The sequence below is a fragment of the Actinomadura formosensis genome (assembly GCF_050948385.1).
GTDB classification, from domain to species: Bacteria; Actinomycetota; Actinomycetes; order Streptosporangiales; family Streptosporangiaceae; genus Spirillospora; species Spirillospora formosensis.
Genome location: NZ_CP192011.1, coordinates 2,073,276 through 2,093,335, shown reverse-complemented (window position 1 = coordinate 2,093,335; position 20,060 = coordinate 2,073,276). Strand labels below are relative to the sequence as shown.

General features: G+C 73.4%; 19 protein-coding genes. 8 read left to right on the top strand and 11 right to left on the bottom strand.

What is annotated here, in order from left to right:
- The first annotated feature begins 76 nt into the window (after positions 1-76).
- Positions 77-1,540: an aromatic amino acid ammonia-lyase gene (locus tag ACQP1N_RS09875; RefSeq protein ID WP_433230606.1), complete on the top strand. Its 1,464-nt coding sequence runs from the start codon at positions 77-79 to the stop codon at positions 1,538-1,540.
- Positions 1,541-1,543: 3 nt separating this feature from the next.
- On the opposite strand, the gene ACQP1N_RS09870 is transcribed toward ACQP1N_RS09875, so the two are convergent.
- A complete protein-coding gene (locus ACQP1N_RS09870) occupies positions 1,544-2,551 on the bottom strand; it encodes a LacI family DNA-binding transcriptional regulator (RefSeq protein WP_067806683.1) in 1,008 nt (335 codons plus the stop codon).
- 149 nt (positions 2,552-2,700) lie between these two features.
- On the opposite strand from ACQP1N_RS09870, the gene ACQP1N_RS09865 reads away from it, so the two are divergent.
- Both ACQP1N_RS09865 and ACQP1N_RS09860 read left to right on the top strand, forming a co-directional pair.
- Positions 2,701-3,225, top strand: coding sequence for a cysteine dioxygenase (locus ACQP1N_RS09865; RefSeq protein WP_067806686.1), 525 nt, complete (start codon positions 2,701-2,703; stop codon positions 3,223-3,225).
- Positions 3,226-3,542: 317 nt separating this feature from the next.
- Complete coding sequence (locus tag ACQP1N_RS09860) at positions 3,543-4,283, top strand: SGNH/GDSL hydrolase family protein (RefSeq protein WP_433230602.1); 741 nt, start codon at positions 3,543-3,545, stop codon at positions 4,281-4,283.
- Positions 4,284-4,286: 3 nt separating this feature from the next.
- Here the strand turns inward: ACQP1N_RS09860 and egtD are convergent, their stop codons facing one another.
- From egtD to egtA, 4 genes are read right to left on the bottom strand one after another with little or no spacing between them, the layout of a single operon-like run.
- Positions 4,287-5,240 (bottom strand): L-histidine N(alpha)-methyltransferase, encoded by a 954-nt coding sequence (gene egtD / locus ACQP1N_RS09855; protein ID WP_067806692.1) that lies wholly within the window; start codon positions 5,238-5,240, stop codon positions 4,287-4,289.
- Between the two features lie 11 nt (positions 5,241-5,251).
- The gene (gene egtC, locus ACQP1N_RS09850) at positions 5,252-5,986 is read right to left on the bottom strand and encodes an ergothioneine biosynthesis protein EgtC (protein ID WP_433230599.1); all 735 of its coding nucleotides are present in this window, start codon (positions 5,984-5,986) and stop codon (positions 5,252-5,254) included.
- Entirely contained in the window at positions 5,987-7,351 is a 1,365-nt protein-coding gene (gene egtB / locus ACQP1N_RS09845) for an ergothioneine biosynthesis protein EgtB (protein WP_433230597.1), read from the bottom strand.
- Entirely contained in the window at positions 7,339-8,553 is a 1,215-nt protein-coding gene (gene egtA, locus ACQP1N_RS09840) for an ergothioneine biosynthesis glutamate--cysteine ligase EgtA (protein WP_433230595.1), read from the bottom strand. Before egtA ends, egtB begins: the two co-directional genes overlap by 13 nt.
- Positions 8,554-8,816: 263 nt before the next feature.
- On the opposite strand from egtA, the gene ACQP1N_RS09835 reads away from it, so the two are divergent.
- Positions 8,817-10,094: an RNA polymerase sigma factor gene (locus ACQP1N_RS09835; RefSeq protein WP_067802207.1), complete on the top strand. Its 1,278-nt coding sequence runs from the start codon at positions 8,817-8,819 to the stop codon at positions 10,092-10,094.
- Positions 10,095-10,102: 8 nt separating this feature from the next.
- Here the strand turns inward: ACQP1N_RS09835 and ACQP1N_RS09830 are convergent, their stop codons facing one another.
- Together ACQP1N_RS09830 and ACQP1N_RS09825 are read right to left on the bottom strand one after the other, a co-directional pair.
- The gene (locus ACQP1N_RS09830) at positions 10,103-10,756 is read right to left on the bottom strand and encodes a rhomboid-like protein (protein ID WP_067802210.1); all 654 of its coding nucleotides are present in this window, start codon (positions 10,754-10,756) and stop codon (positions 10,103-10,105) included.
- A 26-nt stretch (positions 10,757-10,782) separates the two neighbouring features.
- On the bottom strand, positions 10,783-12,402 hold the full coding sequence (locus ACQP1N_RS09825) for an MFS transporter (protein WP_433230591.1): 1,620 nt from the start codon (positions 12,400-12,402) through the stop codon (positions 10,783-10,785).
- Between the two features lie 150 nt (positions 12,403-12,552).
- Here ACQP1N_RS09825 and ACQP1N_RS09820 point away from each other — a divergent pair, with 150 nt between their 5' ends.
- Both ACQP1N_RS09820 and ACQP1N_RS09815 read left to right on the top strand, forming a co-directional pair.
- Positions 12,553-13,224 (top strand): TetR family transcriptional regulator, encoded by a 672-nt coding sequence (locus ACQP1N_RS09820; protein ID WP_067802217.1) that lies wholly within the window; start codon positions 12,553-12,555, stop codon positions 13,222-13,224.
- 106 nt (positions 13,225-13,330) lie between these two features.
- A complete protein-coding gene (locus ACQP1N_RS09815; RefSeq protein ID WP_433230588.1) occupies positions 13,331-14,827 on the top strand; it encodes a glutamate decarboxylase in 1,497 nt (498 codons plus the stop codon).
- On the opposite strand, the gene ACQP1N_RS09810 is transcribed toward ACQP1N_RS09815, so the two are convergent.
- Positions 14,763-15,935 (bottom strand): acyl-CoA dehydrogenase family protein, encoded by a 1,173-nt coding sequence (locus ACQP1N_RS09810; RefSeq protein WP_433230585.1) that lies wholly within the window; start codon positions 15,933-15,935, stop codon positions 14,763-14,765. The two genes, ACQP1N_RS09815 and ACQP1N_RS09810, sit on opposite strands and share 65 nt — an antisense overlap.
- A gap of 37 nt (positions 15,936-15,972) precedes the next feature.
- Positions 15,973-17,130, bottom strand: coding sequence for an acyl-CoA dehydrogenase family protein (locus ACQP1N_RS09805; RefSeq protein WP_433230583.1), 1,158 nt, complete (start codon positions 17,128-17,130; stop codon positions 15,973-15,975).
- 297 nt (positions 17,131-17,427) lie between these two features.
- On the opposite strand from ACQP1N_RS09805, the gene ACQP1N_RS09800 reads away from it, so the two are divergent.
- Together ACQP1N_RS09800 and ACQP1N_RS09795 are read left to right on the top strand one after the other, a co-directional pair.
- Entirely contained in the window at positions 17,428-18,063 is a 636-nt protein-coding gene (locus tag ACQP1N_RS09800) for a TetR family transcriptional regulator (protein WP_407642229.1), read from the top strand.
- A 104-nt stretch (positions 18,064-18,167) separates the two neighbouring features.
- Positions 18,168-18,404 carry a DUF397 domain-containing protein gene (locus tag ACQP1N_RS09795; RefSeq protein ID WP_067802229.1) on the top strand — a complete coding sequence of 79 codons (237 nt, stop codon included), beginning with the start codon at positions 18,168-18,170 and terminating at the stop codon, positions 18,402-18,404.
- A 33-nt stretch (positions 18,405-18,437) separates the two neighbouring features.
- Here ACQP1N_RS09795 and ACQP1N_RS09790 read toward each other — a convergent pair whose 3' ends face one another.
- Together ACQP1N_RS09790 and ACQP1N_RS09785 are read right to left on the bottom strand one after the other, a co-directional pair.
- Positions 18,438-19,199 (bottom strand): sulfite exporter TauE/SafE family protein, encoded by a 762-nt coding sequence (locus ACQP1N_RS09790; RefSeq protein ID WP_067802230.1) that lies wholly within the window; start codon positions 19,197-19,199, stop codon positions 18,438-18,440.
- Entirely contained in the window at positions 19,196-20,017 is an 822-nt protein-coding gene (locus tag ACQP1N_RS09785; RefSeq protein ID WP_433230579.1) for a GntR family transcriptional regulator, read from the bottom strand. Before ACQP1N_RS09785 ends, ACQP1N_RS09790 begins: the two co-directional genes overlap by 4 nt.
- Between the last annotated feature and the right edge of the window lie 43 nt (positions 20,018-20,060).

Genomic DNA, 20,060 nt, shown 5'->3' with positions numbered 1-20,060 from the left:
CTCGATGGCCCGGCGTGTCCGGATTTTCACAACTTGCAGGTACCTTCCTGAAATCCGGCGAAAGTAGCGTTGCCGCGTGGAGAACAGCCGAATCGTTATCGACGGGACCGCGCTCACCTGCGCCCACGTGGTGCGGGCCGCCCGCGAGGACGTGGCGGTCGCCATCGCCCCGGAGGGCGTCGAGCGGGCGCGCGCCGCCTGGCGGGTCGCCCGCGAGGCCGCCGGGTCGCAGCCGGTGTACGGGCGGACGACCGGGGTCGGCGCCAACCGCGTCGTGGACGTGGAGTGGGAGGACGCCGACGCGCACGGCCTGCGCCTCCTGCGCAGCCACGCGGCCGGGGCGGGGCCGCTGGTCGCGCCGGAGATCGTCCGGGCGATGCTGACGGTCCGGCTGAACCAGCTCGCGGCCGGCGGGTCGGGAGTGGAGCCGGGCGCGCTGCGGGCCCTCGCGGACGTCCTCAATCTGGGCCTTCTTCCTCCGGTCCCGGTGTACGGGGCGATCGGCACGGGCGACCTGACGGCGCTGGCGTCGACCGCGCTGTGCCTGCTGGGCGAGCGGCCGTGGCTGCCGGGGCCGGACGGCCTGCGCGAGCGCGGCCCCGGTTACCGGCTCCGCTCCGCCGACGCGCTCGCGTTCATCAGCTCCAACGCCGCCACCCTCGGCGAGGCGGCGCTCGCGGTGGCCGACCTGCGCGAGTCGCTCCGCGCGTCCACGGTCGTGGCGGCGCTGTCGCACTTCGCCGTCCGGGGGTCGGAGGAGCCGTACGCGCAGCCGGTGCAGGACGCGTGCCCGCACCCCGGCCAGCGGGACGCGGCGGCGGCGCTGCGGACGCTGCTCGCCTTCGACCGGCCCACGCCCGCGCGCATCCAGGACCCGTACGGGTACCGGGCGTTCCCGCAGGTGCACGGCCCCGCGCTGGAGGCGGTCGGCTACGCCGAGGAGGTCGTCACCCGGGAGATCAACGCCGCCGCCGAGAACCCGCTCGTCGACATCGCCGGGCGGACGGTCTGGCACAACGGCAACTTCCACACCGCCTACGTCGGCCTCGCCCTGGACTCGGCCCGCGCCGCGCTGTTCCAGACGATGGCGCTCGCCGCCGCCCGCCTCGGGACGCTCGCCGAGCCCTCGTTCACCGGCCTCTACCCGTTCCAGGCCGCGACCGAGGCGTCCTCGGGGATCATGATCCTGGAGTACGTGGCGCACTCGTGCCTCGCGGACGTGCGGCGCCTCGCGACCCCGGCGGCGCTCGGCAGCGCGGTGCTGTCGCGCGGGGTGGAGGAGCACGCGGGCTTTTCCACCCAGTCGGCGCGCGCGACCACCGACGCCGTCGCCGCCTACCGGCTCGGGCTCGGCTGCGAACTGGTCGCCGCCGTCCGGGCGCTGCGGATGCAGGGGCGCGCGCCGTCCGGCGGGCCGCTCAGGTCGGCGGCCGACCTGGCCGGCGCCGTCCTCGACCCGCGGGTCGAGGACCGCCCGCTGGACACCGACATCGCCGCCGCGGCGGACCTCCTCCCCCGGCTGGCCCGGCTGCATCCCTAGCCCTCACCCCGCCGGGCCGGCGGTCGAGGCGCGGACGCGCAGGGACGGCTCGCGCACGACGCGGCGCTTGCGCGGTTTGCCGTCGATGACGTCCACGACGAGCCGGACGGCGGAGTGGACGATGCCGTCGATGTCCCAGTCGACGGTGGTGAGCGGCGGGGTGAGCAGCGCCGACATCGGATGGTTGTCGTAGCCGCAGACGGCGACGTCGCCGGGGACGGCCAGGCCCAGCTCGCGGGTGGCGGCGTAGACGCCGTAGGCGATCGAGTCGGCGAAGCAGAACACGGCGGACGGCCGGACGGGCCCGCCGAGCACCCGCGTCGCGACCTCGGTGGCCTCGGCGAGCGACTGCGGCACGACCACCACGTCCACCCGCAGGCCGAGCCGTTCGGCTTCGGCGTTGACGTGCACGTCGGCGGGACGGTCGGGGGTGCTGTCGCCGGTCGGGGTGAACACGGTGACGCACCGGTGGCCGAGGTCGCGCAGGTGCTCCAGCGCGAGCGTGACGCCGCGCCGGTTGTCGAACACGACCTCGCCCTGCGCCTGCCCGCCGTGCAGCGCGTCGCCGATGGAGACGACGGGGACGGTCCCCGCGAGTTCCGCCCACAGCTCGGCGGACGGGTCGAGCGGCTGGACGATGAGCCCGTCCACCCGCTGGTCGCGGAGCCGGCGGGCGAGGGCCAGTTCCCGCTCGGGATCGCCGCCCGCGTCCACGATGAGGGCGTAGCGGTCGCGCGCGAGCAGCGCCCGGCCGATGCCGACCGCGAGGGACTGCTGCCAGTAGTCCTCCAGCGAGCCGCACAGCAGGCCGACCTGGCCGGTGCGGCCGCTGGCGAGGGCGCGCGCGATCGGATGGGCCTCGTAGCCGAGTTCCTCCGCCGCCGCGCGGACCCGCTCCTGCGTCTCCTCCGAGGTCTGGATGCCGCGCAGCGCGTACGACACCGCCGCGGGCGACAGTCCCGTCGCCTGTGCCACTTCCCGGATGGTCGTGCGCTTGCGCTTGTCCGGCATCCTCCCAACCCTAGATGCCGCCACCGACAAAGCAGGGGATCGACCTTGACGGCCCGATCTCTGAACCGCTTCACTGAAACGGTTAACTGATGCGGTTCAGTATGCGTTGTCCAGCGACTTCACCGCCATGCACGGAAAGGAGCGAACCCATGTCTTCGGAGGTCCTGCCCCGCGCCGCCGGCTTCGAGCACCTGCCCGGCCGCCCCCTCGACAAGCGCGAACTGCGGGAGCTGGTCGACGGCCTGGCGGAGCGCCCCGATCTGTGGCGGCAGCACGTCGCGTTTCCCGGGGGAGGCCGCCACTACGCGTCCCTCCACCGGGACGAGCACGTGGACGTCTGGCTGCTGTGCTGGACGCCCCGGAACGACACCGGATGGCACGACCACGACGTTTCGTCGGGCGCCGTCCGCGTCGTCGCCGGGGCCATCGAGGAGAGCAACCCGCGCATCGGCGGCGACCCCGTGCGGACGGTCGTCGGGGAGGGGCTGTCGTTCTGCTTCGGCCCCGACCACATCCACCGGCTCACCGGGGTGGAGGACGCCAGCGTCTCGATCCACGCGTACTCGCCGCCGCTATGGCGGCTCGGCCAGTACTCCATCGACGAGTCGGGAGTGATGCGTCGCCTGACGGTCAGCTACACCGACGAACTGCGACCGCCCGAAGACCCGGTCTGACGGGACGCCCCCGCACCCGGGGAATCCCCCGGCGAGCCCGGCCGGGGGATCCGGGCCCGCCGGAGGGGGTGCGTCCAGTCGAAGCCCGCTCGCCTTGACCGGACGCTCACATCCTGTTCAGCGCACACCACCACTGACGTGTCACACCGCCCGCCCGCCGCCTGAGTCAGGGTGCCGCCGTGGCTCCCGAGGCGACGTAAAACGCGACGCGCCCCCCGCGGCGGCGGCGGATCAGTAAGATGCCGGATGCACCCCCCGGAACCTTTGGACGGTCCTCCATGACATCTCGCCGCGCCCGACGCGGCGCGGCGACTCTGATGCTGTGCCTGAGCCTGGTGGCGGCGCCGTTCGCCACCGGCTGCTCCGTGCTCGCGGGCTCGGTGCACAAGTCGGCGGCGGCGGACGGCCCCGACGGGGGCGAGCCGCGCAAGGACGAGCCGCGCAAGGCGTCGTCCGTGGTGATGTTCCTCGGCGACAGCTACACGGTCGGCGACCGGGGCGTCCAGCCGGAGACGACGTACGCCTCCGCCACGGCGCGCCTGTTCGGCTGGCAGGCCGTCGTCGGCGGGCGCGCCGGCACCGGGTTCGTCGCGACGGGACGCGGGCGGGAGGCGTTCCTCTCCCTGTTCGAGAGCCAGCTCGGCTGGCGGCCCGCGCCCGACATGCTGATCGTGTCCGGCGGCCACAACGACTGGCGGACCCCGGCACCGCAGGTCGCGGCGGCGGCGCGGCTGCTGCTGGAACGCGCCCGGCAGCGCTGGCCCGGCACCCACATCGTGCTGATGGGCCCGCTGTGGGGAACGGGCTCCCCGATGCCCGGCGCGCTCGCCGTCCGGGACGCGCTGAAGAACCTGGCGCACCAGCTCCGCATCCCGTTCGTCGACCCGATCGGCGAGCAGTGGATCACCGGTGACCGGCTGACGGGCCAGGGCAACGCGGCCCGGCTCGTCAAGAGGGACCGCACCCATCCGAACCAGACGGGCCACCGGTACGTGGCGACCCGCCTGGCCGCGGACATCAAGCGGATGGGCCTTGCCCACCCGGTCCGGAAAGGCTGAGCCTCAGCCCGCGGGACGGGCGAGGGTGAGGGAGAAGTCGCCCGCCTCGTCCGTCCAGAACCCGGCGATCTCCATCCCGGCCGCGCTCAGTTCGGCCTCCAGCCGCTCCCGCCGGAACTTGGCGGAGATCTCGGTGCGCATCTCCTCCCCGGCCGCGAACGACACCGCCAGGTCGAGGTCGCCGACACGGACGTCCTGGTCGGCGGTGGACCGCAGCCGCATCTCGATCCACTCCTCCGCCTCGTCCCAGACCGCGACGTGCTCGAACGCCGAAGGATCGAAGTCGGCGTCCAGATCCCGGTTGATGACGGACAGGACGTTGCGGTTGAACTCGGCGGTGACCCCGGCCGCGTCGTCATAGGCGCGGACGAGACGGCCCGCGTCCTTCACGAGGTCCGCGCCCAGCAGCAGGAAGTCGCCGTCGTCCATGGTGGCGCGGACGCCGCCGAGGAACCCGATCCGCTCGGCGGGCGGCATGTTGCCGATCGTCCCGCCGAGGAAGGCGATCAGCCGGCGCTCGCCGCCGGGCAGCAGCGGCAGGTGCCGCTCGTAGTCGGCGACGACGGCCCGGACGGTCAGCCCCGGATGGTCGGCGGCGATCCCGGCGGCGGCCCCTTCGAGGAAGTCGCCGCTCACGTCCACCGGCACGTAGGAGCGGAGCGTACCGGACAGGGCGTCGAGCAGCAGCCGGGTCTTCTCCCCCGACCCGGCGCCGAGTTCCAGCAGCGTCCGGGCGCCGGTGGCGGCCGCGATGTCCGGCGCCCGCGCGATCAGGATCTCCCGCTCGCGGCGGGTCGGATAGTACTCCTCCAGCCTGGTGATCTCCTCGAAGAGCGCGCTGCCGCGCTCGTCGTAGAACCACTTGGGCGGCAGGGTCTTGGGCGTGCCGGTGAGCCCCTCCCGGACGTCCTGGCGGAGCGTCTTGGCGAGGTCGTCGGCGGTCAGGAACCGGTCCACGTGGTTCTCCTTCAGAGTGAATCGATGCGGACGCCGGTGCCGGGCCCGGCGGTGACCAGCGATCGGTCGGGCACGGCCTGCCAGGCGGCGTCGCCGTCCAGCGGCTCGGACGCGAGCAGGACGGTGTCCGCGTCCTCGCGGGCGAACAGGGAGTCGCCCCAGGTCGTGGCGGCCAGGGACGTCCCGTCGGAGGCGAGCAGGTTGTAGCGGCCGGGGGCGAGCGCGGTGATCGCGGCGACGACGGCGGCGAGGCCGTCGCCGAGCGGCAGGCCGTCCCGCCAGTACCGGACGGCGAGCGCGAACAGCGGCGCGGAGTCGACCGGGGCGCGGGCGTCGGGCACCTCGGCCACGTCGCCGGCCAGTTCGCGGAGCTTCGCCTCGACACCGCCGTAGCCCTCGACCTTGCCATTGTGGCTGAACAGCCACCTGCCGGCGCGGAACGGCTGGGCGCACGACTCGTCGACGGGGAACCCGACCGTCGCCGACCGGATCGCCGCGACGACGCAGGACGCCCGGACGGCCCCGGCGACCTCGCGGAACGACTGGTCGGTCCAGAGGGGCTGGGCACGGCGGAACCGGACCGGCGCGCCGTCCTGATACCAGCCGACGCCGAACCCGTCGGCGTTGAGGATGTTCCCCTGCGTCATGCGCGGCGCGTACGCCTGGGTTTCCAGCGAGTGCTCACCGTCGTAGACGAGCGAATGCAGGGTGCGTTCCGGTCCCATGTAGCCGAGATGGCGGCACATTCAGCGCGCCTCCTCTGGGGTGCGCGCACACCGGAACCCGGAGAAGATCTGCCTGCGAATGGGGTAGTCCCAGTTGCGGAACGACCCGCGTATGGCGAGCGGGTGCGTCGCCCAGGAGCCGCCCCGCAGAACCTTGTAGTCGGGACCGAAGAAGACCTCCGAGTACTCCTTATAGGGGAAGGACCGGAAGCCGGGGTAGCCGTGGAAGTCAGAAGACGTCCATTCCCATACGTCCCCGAGAAGGCGCCTGACTCCGTAGGCCGAGGCACCGGACGCATAGGAGCCCGTCTCGGACGGACGCAAGGTGCGCTGACCGAGGTTGGCGCGGCCCTCCTCGTAGACCTCGCCCCATGGGTAGCGCCTGGAGCGCTGCGTGGCCGGGTCCCAGCGGGCGGCCTTCTCCCATTCGGCCTCGGTCGGCAGCCGCTTGCCGGCCCACCGCGCGTAGGCGGCGGCCTCGTACCAGCACACGTGCTGGACGGGTTCGCCGGGCGGGACGGGTTCCGTCCGTCCGAACCGGCGCCGGACCCACTGCCCCCCGGCCCGGCTCCAGAAGGCGGGGGCACGCTTGCCGGTACTGGTGCGCCACTCCCATCCGGCGGGATCCCACCAACGCGGATCGTCGTATCCACCGGCCTCCATGAAGGCGAGGTAGGCGGCGTTGGTCACCGGTTCCACGTCGATGTAGTAGGCGGGCAAGTCGACGATGTGCACGGGACGCTCGTTGTCGTACGCCCATGGGTCGTCCGAGGTCCCCATCTGGAACGGGCCCGCCTCGATGAACACCTCGTCCACCGGGGAAGCCTCCGCAGGCTTCTGCAGTGGCTCGGCCGCAGGGTCGAGCAGCACGGGCGCGCCCTTGCGCAACTGATGGGTGGCGAGCATGGTCTCGTCGTGCATGTGCTCGTGCTGGACGACCATCCCGTACACGAAGCCGCCGGACATGAGCGGATTCGCCGTGTCGAACCGCGCCGACGCCAGCGAGTCGAGCACCTTGGCGCGGACCGTGCCGATGTAGGAGCGCGCCTCCTCCGGCCGCAGCAGCGGCAGCGCCGGACGTTCGGCGCGCGGATGCTCGAACGCGTCGTACAGGTGGTCGATCTCCGGCCGCATCGGCTCCCGGCCCGCCGCCGCGCGCAGCAGCCATAGTTCCTCGTAGTTGCCGACGTGGGCGAGGTCCCACACGAGCGGCGACATCAGCGGTGACACCTGCGCGGTGAGGTCGTCCTCGGTGAGCACGCCGGTGGTGAGGCCGAAGCTGCGGTCGCGCACCGCGCCCAGTTCACCGGCGATCAGTTCCTTGAGCGCGTCCTCGTCCCGCGCGCCGATGTCATGTGCGGGGCTCGGGGAGCTCATCGGGGCCATGTCTGCTCCTCCTCGGAGAGGGGTCGTGATGGGGCGTCGTCGGCCGGGCTGCGTCCCCGCTCGACGTACCGGCGGGCGTACTCCTCGACCAGCGGGACGAGCCCGGAGCCGCCGAGCCGGGGCAGCGCGTCCAGCGCCGCCGCGAAGCAGGCCCGCGCGGCGGCGGCGAGCGGCGGGTCCGACAGCCCGCACCGGGCCGCCCGCGCCCACCGGCGCGCCACCGGTTCGGCGGCGGCCTCGGCGGCCCGCGACGCGGCCGGGTCGTCCAGCAGCGCCGTGGCGACGGCGACGGGCACCGGCCAGTACCGGCCGGGCGGCGCGTCGATCATCCGCAGCTCCAGCCAGCCGCGCGGCCGGACCGGCGGGAACAGCGTGGACAGGTGGTAGGCCAGGTCGTCCTCGCCGGGCTCGCCCTTGTCCAGCCACTCCCGGAACGACATCCCGGGGTCGGGCACCCATGCCCCGTCCGGCGTGTGGACGAGCATGACCCGTGCGTCCAGCGCGTACCGCGTCCACGCCTCGGCCGGGTCGCCGTCCGTCCCGTCCCGCAGGACGGGCAGGGTGCGGCACGGGTCCAGCTCGGTCCAGATGCCCTGCCGGGACGAGCGCATCCCGGTGTCGCGGCCGGCCCGCATCGGCGAGTTGGCGAACGCGGCGATGAGCACCGGCCCGAGCGCGTGCGCGAGCCGCCAGCGGCGGGCCGCGTCCGGATCGTCGGCGCCGATGTCCAGGTTCACCTGGACGGACGCGGTCGAGCACATCATCGCCAGGCCCGCGTCGGGGAAGCCGCCCGCGCGGAAATAGTCGCGCATGCACGAGTAGCGGGGGTGATCGGCCTGGAACCGGGGGCGCCGGACGGGGTCGACACCGTGCCCGGCGAGCGCCAGCCCGTCCGGGGCGAGCGCGTCCCGCACGTGCGCGATGTCCCGGCCGAGCGCCGTGTGCAGCGCGCCGAGCCCGCGGAACGGCGCGGAGCTGAGTTCGAGCTGCCCGCCCGGCTCATAGGTGATCCTGCTTCCGGCGGCCGGCGGACCGGCGCCGGAGACGAGCGCGCGCACCCGTCCGGCGGGCACGTGGGCGGCCGGGTCGGCGGTGTCGACGACGAACCACTCGGTCTCCGCGCCGACCGTCCCGGGCGGGCCGGTCTTGAAGCACACACCGCGAATGTGCTGGTAGACGTCGTCGATCGTCAGCCGGGTCACCGTTGACTCCTCACCTGATTCGACAGCAAGTTCGAGTCCTTCCCTGCTGAACCGCATCAGGAATCCGGTAATGTTCGTGTTCTTCCTTAAATCTCCGTGAACGTCACGGTCCGCAGGCGTCACCGTTACCCTCCGCGCTATTCGACGCCACGTCCGGTCTCCGGCTTCTCACCCGTTGACCCGAGGCGCTAGAGTCCCGTCGATTGGCGATATGCACGTTTTGTCGGACGGCCGGACGGGATCGGACGGGATCGGAGGAGCACATGCGCGGGGACTTGGGCCCGCTCTATGACGCGCACGCCGACCGCCTGTACGCCTACTGCTGGTCGCTCGTCGGCGACCGGCTCGCGGCGGCGGCCCTCGGCGACACCTTCAGCGCGGCCGTGCACCAGCCGCCGCGCGGAGACAGCGTGCTCTGGCTCTACTCGCTGGCCCGGACGGCGTGCGCCGACCGCGGCGCGTTCACCGGCTCGCTCGACGGACGCGCGGCCGGCGGACGCGGCGGGCCGCTGTTCGCCGCCGCCGACCCGCTGCTGCGCGCCGCCGGCGGGCTCCGCTCCGACCACCGCGAGGTCCTGCTGCTGCAGGCGGGGGAATGGCTCGAACCCCACGACATCGCCCGCGTCCTCGGCATCGCGCCCGACACCGTCATGCAGTTGCTCGCAGCCGCCCGGACACGGCTGGAGCGGGCCGTCCTCGACATCCTGATGCGCGGCGCGGCCGAGTCCCGGCTCGACCTCATCGCCGCGTTCGAGAAGGGCCGGCTGCCGCAGTTGCTCGCCCGCCGCGCGCCGTCGCGTGCGCCCGGCGAACTGCGCGACCGCGTCCTCGCCGCATGCGAGGAGGAGGCGACCCGGCCGCTGCCGAGCGTCGCCGCGCCGACGCCCCTCGTCGTGATCGGCGCGGAGAGGGCGCGGACCGGACGAGCCGGAGACCGGCCGAAGCGCGGCCTGTCCGGCGGCATCTCCAGGGGAGTCGGCGCCGCCGCGGGCGTGGCCGCGTCGGCCGCCGCCGTCATCGGCCTGCTCGTCTCCTGGCCGGCGGCCAGGGGCGGCGGTGACTCCGCCTCGCTGGTCCCGACGGCGAGCAACGGGCGGACGCATCCGGCGTCCGCGCTGTCCAGCGGCGTCCCGCAGCATCCGCTGCCCGGCCTCCCCGGCTCCGAGCGCGCGACGGGCGGCACCCCGGCCACGCCGGCCGACCCGGTCGCCGGTGCCTCCGCCGGCTCACCGCGGCGGGCGGGCACCCCCGGCGGCGGTGCGACCCCCGCGCCGCCCGCGAACTCCCCGTCCGGCACCCCCTCCGAGGGGAAGAAGCCGGTGCCGGACACGCCGGGGCGGCCGGAGAAGCCGTCCACCCCGCCGGAGAAGCCGACCACTCCCCCGAGCACGCCCTCGGATCCGGCGACCCCGCCGGACGACGGTTCGACGCCACCGGCCACACCTCCGACGGACACCCCGCCCGGCCCGCCCGCGGACGACACCGGGACGCCGAGCCCGAGCCCCACGTCCAACCCCGCCCCTCAGCCGGGGCAGGGCTGACGGAGGGGTCAGGCTTCCGCGACCGGCCCGGACGCCGCGGGCACGGGGACGACGGCGGCGGCGCGGCGGCGTTCCAGCAGCAGGAGCAGCCCGCCGATCAGCGCGCCCGCGAGCATCGCCACCAGGTGCCCGACGGCGGGGACCTCCAGCGTGAGCAGCCCGTCCAGCAGGACGGGCATGAGCGCGCACCACCCGGCGAACGCGATCAGCCGCCGCACCCACCCGTGCCCGTACAGGAACGCCGCGACGAGCGCCGCGCACAGCACGTAGGAGGGTCCGACGTCGGGGATCGTGCGGATGGAGTCCGACAGCAGGCCCGCCTCCAGCCGCACCAGCGCGATCCCCTGGCTGATCAGGGTGCCGAGGACGTGCGAGACGGCGACGAGCACGACGGCCCGCGGGTTCCCGAACCGCCGGGTGACGGGGAACAGCCCGATCGCGGCCACGACCAGCAACACGCCCTGCGCCCCCTCGGCGACGAACGCCGAGGCGACCATCGTCCCGACCGGGTTGACCGCGAGGTTGGACAGATTGGTGCTGGCCCAGGCGATCACCGCGTGCCGCGCCTCCGGCGGCAGGACGAGGGCCTGCACCAGCCACATGGCCGCGAACAGCCCGAGGAACGTCAGCGGCATCGGGTACCGCCGCACGAACGCGCCCATCACACCGGCAGCCTAACCCGGTGGTCTCAGACGGCCGCGGCGCCGTCGGCCGGCGTGCCGCCGCGCCGCACCAGCAGGGCCGCGACGATGGCGGCGAGCGCGACCACCGCCGCGACGCTCAGGGACGACTGGAAACCGTCCATGAACGCGAGGTGGCTCCCGGTGGTGATGGCGTCGGCGGCCCGGTCCGGGGTGCCGGGCGGGACGGGCGCGACGCCCTGCGAGACGAGCCCGCCCGCGCCCTCCAGCCGGTGTGCGGCCGGCCCGGGAACGCCCGCGCCGGTCAGCCGGCCGAACAGCACGTCCCCGACCTTGGTGGACAGCAGCACGCCCAGCACCGACGTGCCGAGCACGCCGCCGACCTGCGCGGCCGTCTGCTGCAGTCCGCCCGCGACACCGGCGAGGTGCGCGGGCGCGTTGCCGACGATCGCCTCCGTCCCGGCGACGATCACCATCCCGAACGCCAGGCCGACCAGCACGAACCACGGCCAGAGCTGGACGTAGGGCGCCTCCACCCCGATCCGCGACAGCCCGAACAGCGCGGTCGCGGTGAACGCCATCCCGAGGACGAGCGGCAGCCGCGGCCCGAACCGGCTGGTCAGCGTGCCCGCGATCGGGGAGGCGATGATGAACACACCGGTCATCGGCAGCATCCGGACGCCGGCGTCCACCGGGCTCATCCCGTGCACCTGCTGCAGGTAGAGGGTGATGAAGAAGATCGTCCCGAACATCGCGAAGAAGCCGAGGACGATGAGGCCGGTCGCCGCCGACAGCGACACCGAGCGGAACAGGGCGAGCGGCAGCAGCGGGCGCTCCACCCGCAGCTCGTTCCCGACGAACGCGGCGAACAGCACGGCGGACGCGGCGAACGACACGAGCGGAACGGCGTCCCCGAACCCGTTCTCGCCGGCCTTGATGAGCCCCCAGACCAGCGCGAACAGCGCGCCGGTGAGCAGCGCGACGCCGGGCAGGTCGAACGAGCCGGTCGCCTGCTCGTCCCGCGACTCGCGGATCACCCACAGCCCGGCGAGCAGCGCGACCAGCCCCAGCGGGGCGTTGAGGAAGAACACCGACTCCCAGTTGACGTTCTCGACCAGCAGGCCGGCGACGATCGGGCCGCCCGCGATGGAGATGCCGACCGTGGAGCCCCAGATGCCGATCGCGGTGTTGAGCCGCTCGGCGGGGAACGTGTTGCGCAGGATGGCGAGGCTGGCGGGCTGCAGGAGCGCCCCCGCGAACCCCTGCACGACGCGCCAGAAGATCACCATGCCGAGCCCGCCGGACAGCCCGATCAGCAGGGACGACACGGCGAACCCGACCACCCCGGCGAGGAACGTCCGCTTGCGCCCGAAACGGTCGGCGATCTTCCCGGCGGGGATCAGCGTGACCGCGAGCGCCAGCAGGTAGGCGTTCGTCACCCACTGCAGGCCGGACAGGCTCGCGCCGAGGTCCTTGGCGATCGCGGGGTTGGCGATGGACACGACGGTCGCGTCCAGCCCGACCATCATCACGCCGAGCGCGACGGCGACGAGCGTGAGCCAGGGATGCCCGTGCCCCGGTCTGGCGGGACGTCCGCGCGCCCGGTCGCGCAGCGGGCCGTTGACGGGGCCGGGTTCGAGTGTTCCGGCGCCCTGCGAATGAGTCATCTTCGACCTCCGGCTTGGCAGGGCTTCAAAATGTCATGGCGTGACACTTGTCGTCAACTGCCTGTGGTCACACTAAGACATGATTCATTTCACGACAAGAGTCGTTCACTGTCGCTTGGCGTGGGTTCACCGGCTGGTTACACTTCGCCCATGACCGCGACCGCCCCCGAGGCCGGCCCGCCCGGTCCCGGACCCCAGCCCCCGGGCAGGCGCGAACGCAAGAAGCAGCGCACCCGCGAGGCGCTCGTCGACGCCGCGTTCACCCTCTTCGCCGAGAAGGGGTTCGACGCCACCACCGTCGAGGAGATCGCCGACACCGTCGACGTCTCGTCCCGCACGTTCTTCCGCTACTTCGCCTCGAAAGAGGAGGTCGCGCTCACCTTCCAGGAGGAGCAGGTCCGCGCCGTGATGACGGCGCTGGCCACGCGCCCCGCCGACGAGCCGATCATGACGGCGCTGCGGCACACCGTGGTGGAGATCGCCCGCGCCTGCGAGGCCGGCGAACTGGGCTTCGACCCGCGGCGCTTCGAGTGCATGCTGGCGATGATGGGCGACAGCCCCGCCCTGATGGCGCGCAGCCTGGAGCACGCACAGCGCAAGCAGGCGATGCTGACCGAGATCGTCGCGCGGCGGATGGGCCTCGACCCCGACACCGACCTGCGCCCGCACGTCATCGCCGCCGCCGCGACCTGCGCCTTCCAGGCCGCCGCCGACGCCGCCCGCCGCATGGGCGGCACGTTCGCCACGCTGTCGGAGGCGGTCGACCAGGCGTTCGCCATCCTGGAGAACGGCCTCAACGAACCCGTCCGCCCGGCCGGGTGACCCGGCGTCCGGCGCCGCCGGACGCCGCTGGTGTGCCGCCGGGCGGCGCGGGTACGCCGTGCGGAGTCGGGGGACGTCCCGTCCCCGCACGGGAGGAGGCGACGCCATGGCCCTCAAGCATCCCCGCCACGCCGGACGCGACGGGCACGGCGGGCGCCACCTGCGGATCAATCCGATCTTCAGCCGCGAGCCGCTGACGATCCCCCGGTACACGCTGCCCGCCGGCGAACTCGACCCGGACGTCGCCTACCAGGTCGTCCACGACGAGCTGATGCTGGACGGCAACGCGCGGCTGAACCTCGCGACGTTCGTGTCGACGTGGGCGGAGCCGCAGGCGCTGCGGCTGATGGCCGAGTGCACCGAGAAGAACATGATCGACAAGGACGAGTATCCGCACACCGCGGAGCTGGAGATGCGCTGCGTGCACATGCTCGCCCGGCTGTGGCACGCCGAGGATGCGCACCGGGCGGTGGGCTGCTCGACGACCGGGTCCAGCGAGGCGGCGATGCTCGGCGGGCTGGCGCTCAAGCGCCGCTGGCGGCAGCGGCGCTTGGCGGCGGGCGAGCCGGCGGACCGGCCCAACCTCGTCATGGGCGTGAACGTGCAGGTCTGCTGGGAGAAGTTCGCGAACTACTTCGAGGTCGAGCCCCGGTACGTCCCGATGGAGGGCGACCGCTACCATCTCGGCGCACGCGAGGCGGCCGAGCTGTGCGACGAGAACACGATCGGCGTCGTCGCGGTGCTCGGGTCCACGTTCGACGGCAGCTACGAGCCCGTCGCCGAGATCACGGCCGCGCTCGACGATCTGGAGCGGCGGACGGGCGTGGACGTGCCCGTGCACGTGGACGGGGCGTCCGGCGCGATGATCGCGCCCTTCCTCGACCCGGACCTGCTGTGGGACTTCCGGCTGCCGCGGGTCGCCTCGATCAACACCTCCGGGCACAAGTACGGCCTCGTCATGCCGGGTGTCGGCTGGGCACTGTGGCGCGATGAGAAAGCGCTGCCGGACGACCTGGTCTTCCACGTCAACTACCTCGGCGGCGACATGCCGACGTTCGCACTGAACTTCTCCCGTCCCGGCGCGCAGGTCGTCGCCCAGTACTACACCTTCCTGCGGCTCGGCTTCGAGGGCTACCGCCGCGTCCAGCGGACGAGCCGGGACGTCGCCACCGCGCTGGCCACCGAGATCGGGCGGCTCGGCCCGTTCGAGACGCTGACCGGCGGCGACGAGCTGCCGGTGTTCGCGTTCCGGGTGCGGGAGGACGCCCGCAACTTCAGCGTCTACGACGTCTCCGCCATGCTGCGCGAGTCCGGGTGGCTCGTCCCCGCCTACACGTTCCCGGAGAACCGCACCGACCTGGACGTCCTGCGGGTCGTGGTCCGCAACGGGTTCGGCCACGACCTCGCCGACCTGTTCCTGGACGACCTGCGCCGCGCCCTGCCGCGGCTGCGGGCGCAGCGCGAGCCGCGGCGGGACGCGGCCGACTCGACCGGGTTCACGCACGGCGCCGGCCCCAAGAAGACCGCGGACCAGCCCGTCAGCGGGGCGCGCGGGGCAGGCCGAGGCCGATCATCGCGATCAGCTCGCGCTGGATCTCGTTGACGCCGCCGCCGAACGTCAGCACGAGCGCGCCCTTGGCCAGCCGGTCGAGCGCCGCCATGAACTCGGCCGTGTCCGGGTCGCCCGGGTCGCCGAAGCGGGCGAGGACGTCCCCGACGATCCGGCCGACGTCCTGCATCCGCTCCGAGGCGTAGATCTTCGTGGCGGAGGCGTCGGCCGCACCGAGCCAGCCGAGGTCCTGGTTCGCCGCGACCTGCCAGTTGAGGAGCTCGTTGACGCGCAGGTAGGCATGTACCCGGGCGAGCGCGCGGCGGACGGCGGGCTCCTCGATGAGCGGCCGCCCGTCCGGCCCGGCCGTGTCGCGCGCCCAGCGCTCGAACCGCAGCCGGGTGTGCCCGATGTTGCCGGCCGGGCCGAGCGTGACCCGCTCGTGGTTGAGCTGGTTGACGATGAGGTCCCAGCCCTTGTTCTCCCCGCCGATCAGCATGTCGGCCGGGACCCGGACGTCCTGGAAGTACGTCGAGTTGGTGTGGTGGGCGCCGTCCATCGTAATGATCGGCGTCCAGGAGAATCCCGGGTCCCTGCAGTCGACGATGAGCATCGAGATGCCCTTGTGCTTCTTCGCGGACGGGTCGGTGCGGGCCGCGAGCCACACGTAGTCGGCGTGGTGCGCGCCGGAGGTGAAGATCTTCTGCCCGTTCACGACGTAGTGGTCGCCGTCCCTCACCGCGGTGGTGCGCAGTGCGGCGAGGTCGGTGCCGGCGCCCGGCTCGCTGTAGCCGATCGCGAAGTGGCACTCCCCGGCGAGGATGCGCGGGATGAAGAACTCCTTGTGCGCGTCCGTCCCGTACTGCAGGATCGTCGGCGCCACGGAGTTCAGCGTGATCAGCGGATAGGTGACCTCGGCGCGGGCGATCTCGTTCGCGAAGATCGTCTGCTCGACCGGGCCGTAGCCGCGGCCGCCGTACTCCTTCGGCAGCGCGACGCCGAGCATCCCGTCGCGGCCGAGCCGCCTGCAGTGCTCCAGGTACGCGGGGCCGAACGGGTCGGCCGCGATCGCGGCGCGCTGCTCGGCGGTCAGGCAGTTCTCGAAGTACTCGCGCAGTTCGGCGCGGAGTCTCTTCTGCTCGCCGGTCAGGTCGATGAACATTCAGGCTCCCTTCTCTTTCCCCGCCCGCCGTCCCCCGTCAACCGGCACCTCCGCTCGCGATGAGCGCGCCGAGCGCGTCGAGCCGGTCGTCCGCGCCGCCGAGCAGATGCGCGCAGTGCCTGCCCCAGGCGAAGTAGCGGTGCAGCGGGTAGGTCACGTCCAGGCCGATGCCGCCGTGCAGGTGCTGGCATGTGTAGAGGGCCTTGATGACGGGATCGCACGCGTTGTAGGCGGCGACCGTGAGGACCTCTTCGGCGTCGTCCGCGCCCTGCGCGAGCCGCCACACCCCCGCCCAGACGGCGACGTCCAGCGCGCGTTTGGCGATGTAGACGTCACTGATCTGCATCGTGACCGCCTGGAACTGCGCGAGCGCCCGGTCGAACTGCTCGCGGGTCCTGGTGTACTCCTTGGTCAGTTCCAGCGCGCCCTCGATGACGCCGGACGAGATCGCGACCGCGCCCGCGACGGCGGAGCGGCGCAGCGTGTCCCAGGCGGCACCGTCCGCCGCGCCGCCGAGCAGGGCGTCGGAGCCGGCCCGGACGCCGTCGAGCGCGACGCGCGACAGCGGCTCGCTCGTCGCCGACGGCTGCCCGGTGATCGCCGCGGCGGCGGGCTCGATGAGGAAGACCCCGACGCCCGCGCCCTCGACGCGGGCCGGGACGAGGATCAGCGACGCCTCCCGCGCGTACGGGACGAACGTCTTCACACCGTTCAGGACATAGCCGTCGCCGTCCCTCCGGGCGGTCGCGGTGATCTCCCCGGCCGGGCCGGGCTCGCGGTACGCACCGGTCAGGATCGTCGCGCCCTCGGCCAGCGGGGCCAGCAGGGCGCGCTGCTCCGCCGTCCCGTGCCGCGCGATCGGGACGGCCGCGAGCGCCAGTGACGCGTGCGCCGGGACGGGCGCGACATGAAGCCCGATCTCCCGCAGGAGCAGCGCCAGTTCGACGGGCCCGAGCCCGGCGCCGCCCACGTCCTCGGGCAGGACGAGGCCGAGCAGCCCCGCCTGGGCGAGCGCCTTCCAGGTCGCCTCGTCGTAGGGCGGGCCACTGCGGGAGGACGGCTCACCGCGCTCCCCGGCCGGGCGGGTGGCGCTCTTCTCGAACGCCTCCAGCCGCTCCCGCGTGGCCTCGCGCCCGAGCACGTCCGCCACGAGGCCCTTGATCTCTTGCTGGGTCTCGTCGAGGTTGAAGTCCACTCATCCGCTCCCTTCCAGGAGGTGCAGCCGGCCGCGCCGCCCGAACCCGGCACGCTTGCCATGCGCCTCTCCCGGACGCACCCACGGCGAAAAAGTAGAACAGATTCTAGTAAGTGTCCAGAGGTCTGATCGTTCCCAAGGTCGGCCGGTTACCCTGGTGTGGCAGGGCCGATCGGGCACTCTGCGCCCCTGACAAAGGAACCGGTGGGGCTCAATCAGATAACACGTTCTTGCGAGGGCTGTAGGCTTGCGGGGACACGTCGGGCGGCCGAGCCCGCGCCAGAAGGGATGACGACCGTGACCGCAGAGCGGGCAGTGACCGGGGAGGAGACCCCGGGTCGGCCGGCGGGACAGGCGGCCGGGCAGGGCGTGCGCTCCCGCAGTCAGCACCAGCGGCGCAAGCGTATCGTGCAGGCGGCCGCCGCGCTGGCGTCGCGCGGCGGTATCGAGGCGATGCAGATGCGCACCGTCTCCGAGCGGGCCGGGGTCGCGCTCGGCACCCTCTACCGCTACTTCCCCTCCAAGATGGACCTGGTCGTCGCCGTCGTCAGCGAGGAGCTCGACCTCCTCGAAGGCAGCATCGAGCGCCGCCCGCCACGGGCCGGCACCGCGCCCGAGCGCGCGGTGGAGGTGCTGATGCGCGCCACCCGCGGGCTGATGCGCGAGCCGGAACTGGCCGAGGCGCTGATCCGCTCGCTGCTGCTGTCGGACGTCAAGACCGACTTCGGCGAGCGGATGAGCGAGCTGCTGCTGCGCGCGGCGTCCGGCCCGCCGGAGGAGATCCCCGCCGACGACCCGCGCCGGCTCGTGGCCCGCGCGCTGTCGGGCATCTGGACCATGGAGATGATCGAGATGCTGCGCGGCAACGCCACCGCCGAGGAGATCCAGTCCCGGCTGGAGATCTCCGCCGCCCGTCTGCTCATCGACACCTGACGGGACAGGGTTTCCCGTGTGCCGAGGTCGCCTTCCCCACTAGCCTTGGACCCCTACCGGAGCCGGGACGAAGCCGTCCAGAGCCAGGATGAGAAGGTGTGCCAGTGAGCGAGCAGGAACCGATCCTCAGCGACGGGGTCATCATCGAGTTCATCGATGGCAAGGACGTCCCCGTCCAGCACAAGGACTTCGGTGAGAGGGCCGTCGTGATGCGCGACGCCAAGAACCCCGAGGGGCCGATCCTCTACTTCACCGAGGCCGAGTGGGACGCCTTCATCGCCGGCGTCAAGGACGGCGAGTTCGACGACCTCCTGGAAGAGGACCCCGCCGAGACCTCCTGACCCCCGGGGCGTCCCCGGCCCGCCGGGGACGCCTCAGCCCAGCGCGGCCGCGCTGGTCACGGCGACACAGCCGCCGACGGCGAGCAGCAGGACCGCGAAGGCGCGGGTGAGCAGCGCGGTGGGCAGCCGTTCGGCGACCTTGCCGCCGGCGAGCGCGCCGGCCACGGCGGCGGCCGTGAACGGCAGCACCACCGCCCAGTCGAGGCCGGGGCCGCCGCCGCGCGCGGCCAGCGAGGCGGCCGAGTTGATCGCGACGACCAGCAGCGAGGTGCCGACCGCCGCGGGCATCCGCATCCGCAGCGCCAGCACCAGCGCCGGGACGATCACGAACCCGCCCCCGACGCCGAACAGGCCGGTGAGGAACCCCACCCCCAGGCCCGCGAGGATGCCGCCGGGAACGACCGAGCGCGGCCCGTCGGGCGGGGTCTGCTCCTCCGGCGCGGCCCGCAGCAGCATTCCGGTCGCCGCGACGCCCATCAGCACGGCGAAGCCGAGCATGAGCAGGTCGGGGTTCAGCAGCCGGTTCACCGCCGTCCCGGCGATGGCCGCGACGGCCCCGACGGATCCGAACACCACCCCGGTGCCCCAGCGGACGCGTCCGGCCCGGGCATGGCCGGCGGTTCCGGCCACCGCGGTGAGCCCCACGATGATCAGGCTGGCGGCGGTGGCGGCCCGGGCGTCCTGGCCCAGGACGTACACCAGGAGCGGGACGGTGAGGATGGCGCCGCCGCCGCCGAGCGCGCCGAGCACGCCTCCGATCAGCAGCCCCAGGACGAGTGCCAGGACGAGCGTCATGCGCGGCGGCCGGCCGCGGCGGGACGAGCACGGCGGGCGCCGCGTTTGCGGACCGCCGGCTCGGCGGCGACGCTGAGCTCGTACCCGGCCCGCGCGGAGAACTGGGCGAGCACGGCGAACCGGTCACCCCGCACGAGGGTGCGCCTCCACTCCAGCGGGCGGCGGCCGTGCGAGGCGAGCCGGTCGATGGCGAACGCGGCGACACCGGGCTCGACGGCGAGCAGCTCGCGTTCGGCGTCGGTCGGGACGACCGCGCGGATGCGCTCGTGCCCGCCGGTCGGCCGGATGCCGCAGCGGGCCATGAGCTCGCCGTACAGGCCGGTGTGCGCGAAGTCGGCGGCCAGCAGCGGCGCGGCGACGTCGGCGGGCAGCCACACCCGGTCGAGTGCGAGCGGTTCCTCGTCGGCGAGGCGGAGGCGCTCCAGATGCAGCAGCGGCGTGGACTCCTCCAACCCGAGCCGGGAGGAGACGACCCCGTCCGCCCGGACGTCGAGGGCGCGCACGATGCTGCGCTGCCGCTGCCCGGCGGCCTCCACGGACGCGAACAGGCTGTAGAGGGCGCCGAGGGGCTGCTCGATCTCGGCCGGTTCGGCGAGCCGGGGCGCGCGCCCGCGCTCGGCGACCACCACGCCGTCGGCGCGCAGCCGCCGCAGCGCTTCCCGGACGGTGTGCCGGCTCACGCCGTACTCGGCGACGAGCGCGTGCTCGCCGGGGAACGCGCGCTGGAACTCCCCGCCCTCCAGACGCCGTACCAGGTCGGCCTGGAGCTGCGCCCACAGCGGCAGCGCGCTGGACCGGTCCACGGGCTGAGCCCCCATGCATCCCCCTCTTCCCCTGTCCACCGGGCCTTAATGTACGTAC

Excerpts from the sequence above, each read along its gene's own strand:
- ACQP1N_RS09870 (WP_067806683.1), bottom strand. The coding sequence starts at position 2,551 with ATGCCGGACAAGCGCAAGCGCACGACCATCCGGGAAGTGGCACAGGCG.
- ACQP1N_RS09865 (WP_067806686.1), top strand. The coding sequence starts at position 2,701 with ATGTCTTCGGAGGTCCTGCCCCGCGCCGCCGGCTTCGAGCACCTGCCC.
- ACQP1N_RS09860 (WP_433230602.1), top strand. The coding sequence starts at position 3,543 with ATGCTGTGCCTGAGCCTGGTGGCGGCGCCGTTCGCCACCGGCTGCTCC.
- egtC (WP_433230599.1), bottom strand. The coding sequence starts at position 5,986 with ATGTGCCGCCATCTCGGCTACATGGGACCGGAACGCACCCTGCATTCG.
- egtB (WP_433230597.1), bottom strand. The coding sequence starts at position 7,351 with ATGGCCCCGATGAGCTCCCCGAGCCCCGCACATGACATCGGCGCGCGG.
- ACQP1N_RS09835 (WP_067802207.1), top strand. The coding sequence starts at position 8,817 with ATGCGCGGGGACTTGGGCCCGCTCTATGACGCGCACGCCGACCGCCTG.
- ACQP1N_RS09830 (WP_067802210.1), bottom strand. The coding sequence starts at position 10,756 with ATGGGCGCGTTCGTGCGGCGGTACCCGATGCCGCTGACGTTCCTCGGG.
- ACQP1N_RS09825 (WP_433230591.1), bottom strand. The coding sequence starts at position 12,402 with ATGACTCATTCGCAGGGCGCCGGAACACTCGAACCCGGCCCCGTCAAC.
- ACQP1N_RS09820 (WP_067802217.1), top strand. The coding sequence starts at position 12,553 with ATGACCGCGACCGCCCCCGAGGCCGGCCCGCCCGGTCCCGGACCCCAG.
- ACQP1N_RS09815 (WP_433230588.1), top strand. The coding sequence starts at position 13,331 with ATGGCCCTCAAGCATCCCCGCCACGCCGGACGCGACGGGCACGGCGGG.
- ACQP1N_RS09810 (WP_433230585.1), bottom strand. The coding sequence starts at position 15,935 with ATGTTCATCGACCTGACCGGCGAGCAGAAGAGACTCCGCGCCGAACTG.
- ACQP1N_RS09790 (WP_067802230.1), bottom strand. The coding sequence starts at position 19,199 with ATGACGCTCGTCCTGGCACTCGTCCTGGGGCTGCTGATCGGAGGCGTG.
- ACQP1N_RS09785 (WP_433230579.1), bottom strand. The coding sequence starts at position 20,017 with ATGGGGGCTCAGCCCGTGGACCGGTCCAGCGCGCTGCCGCTGTGGGCG.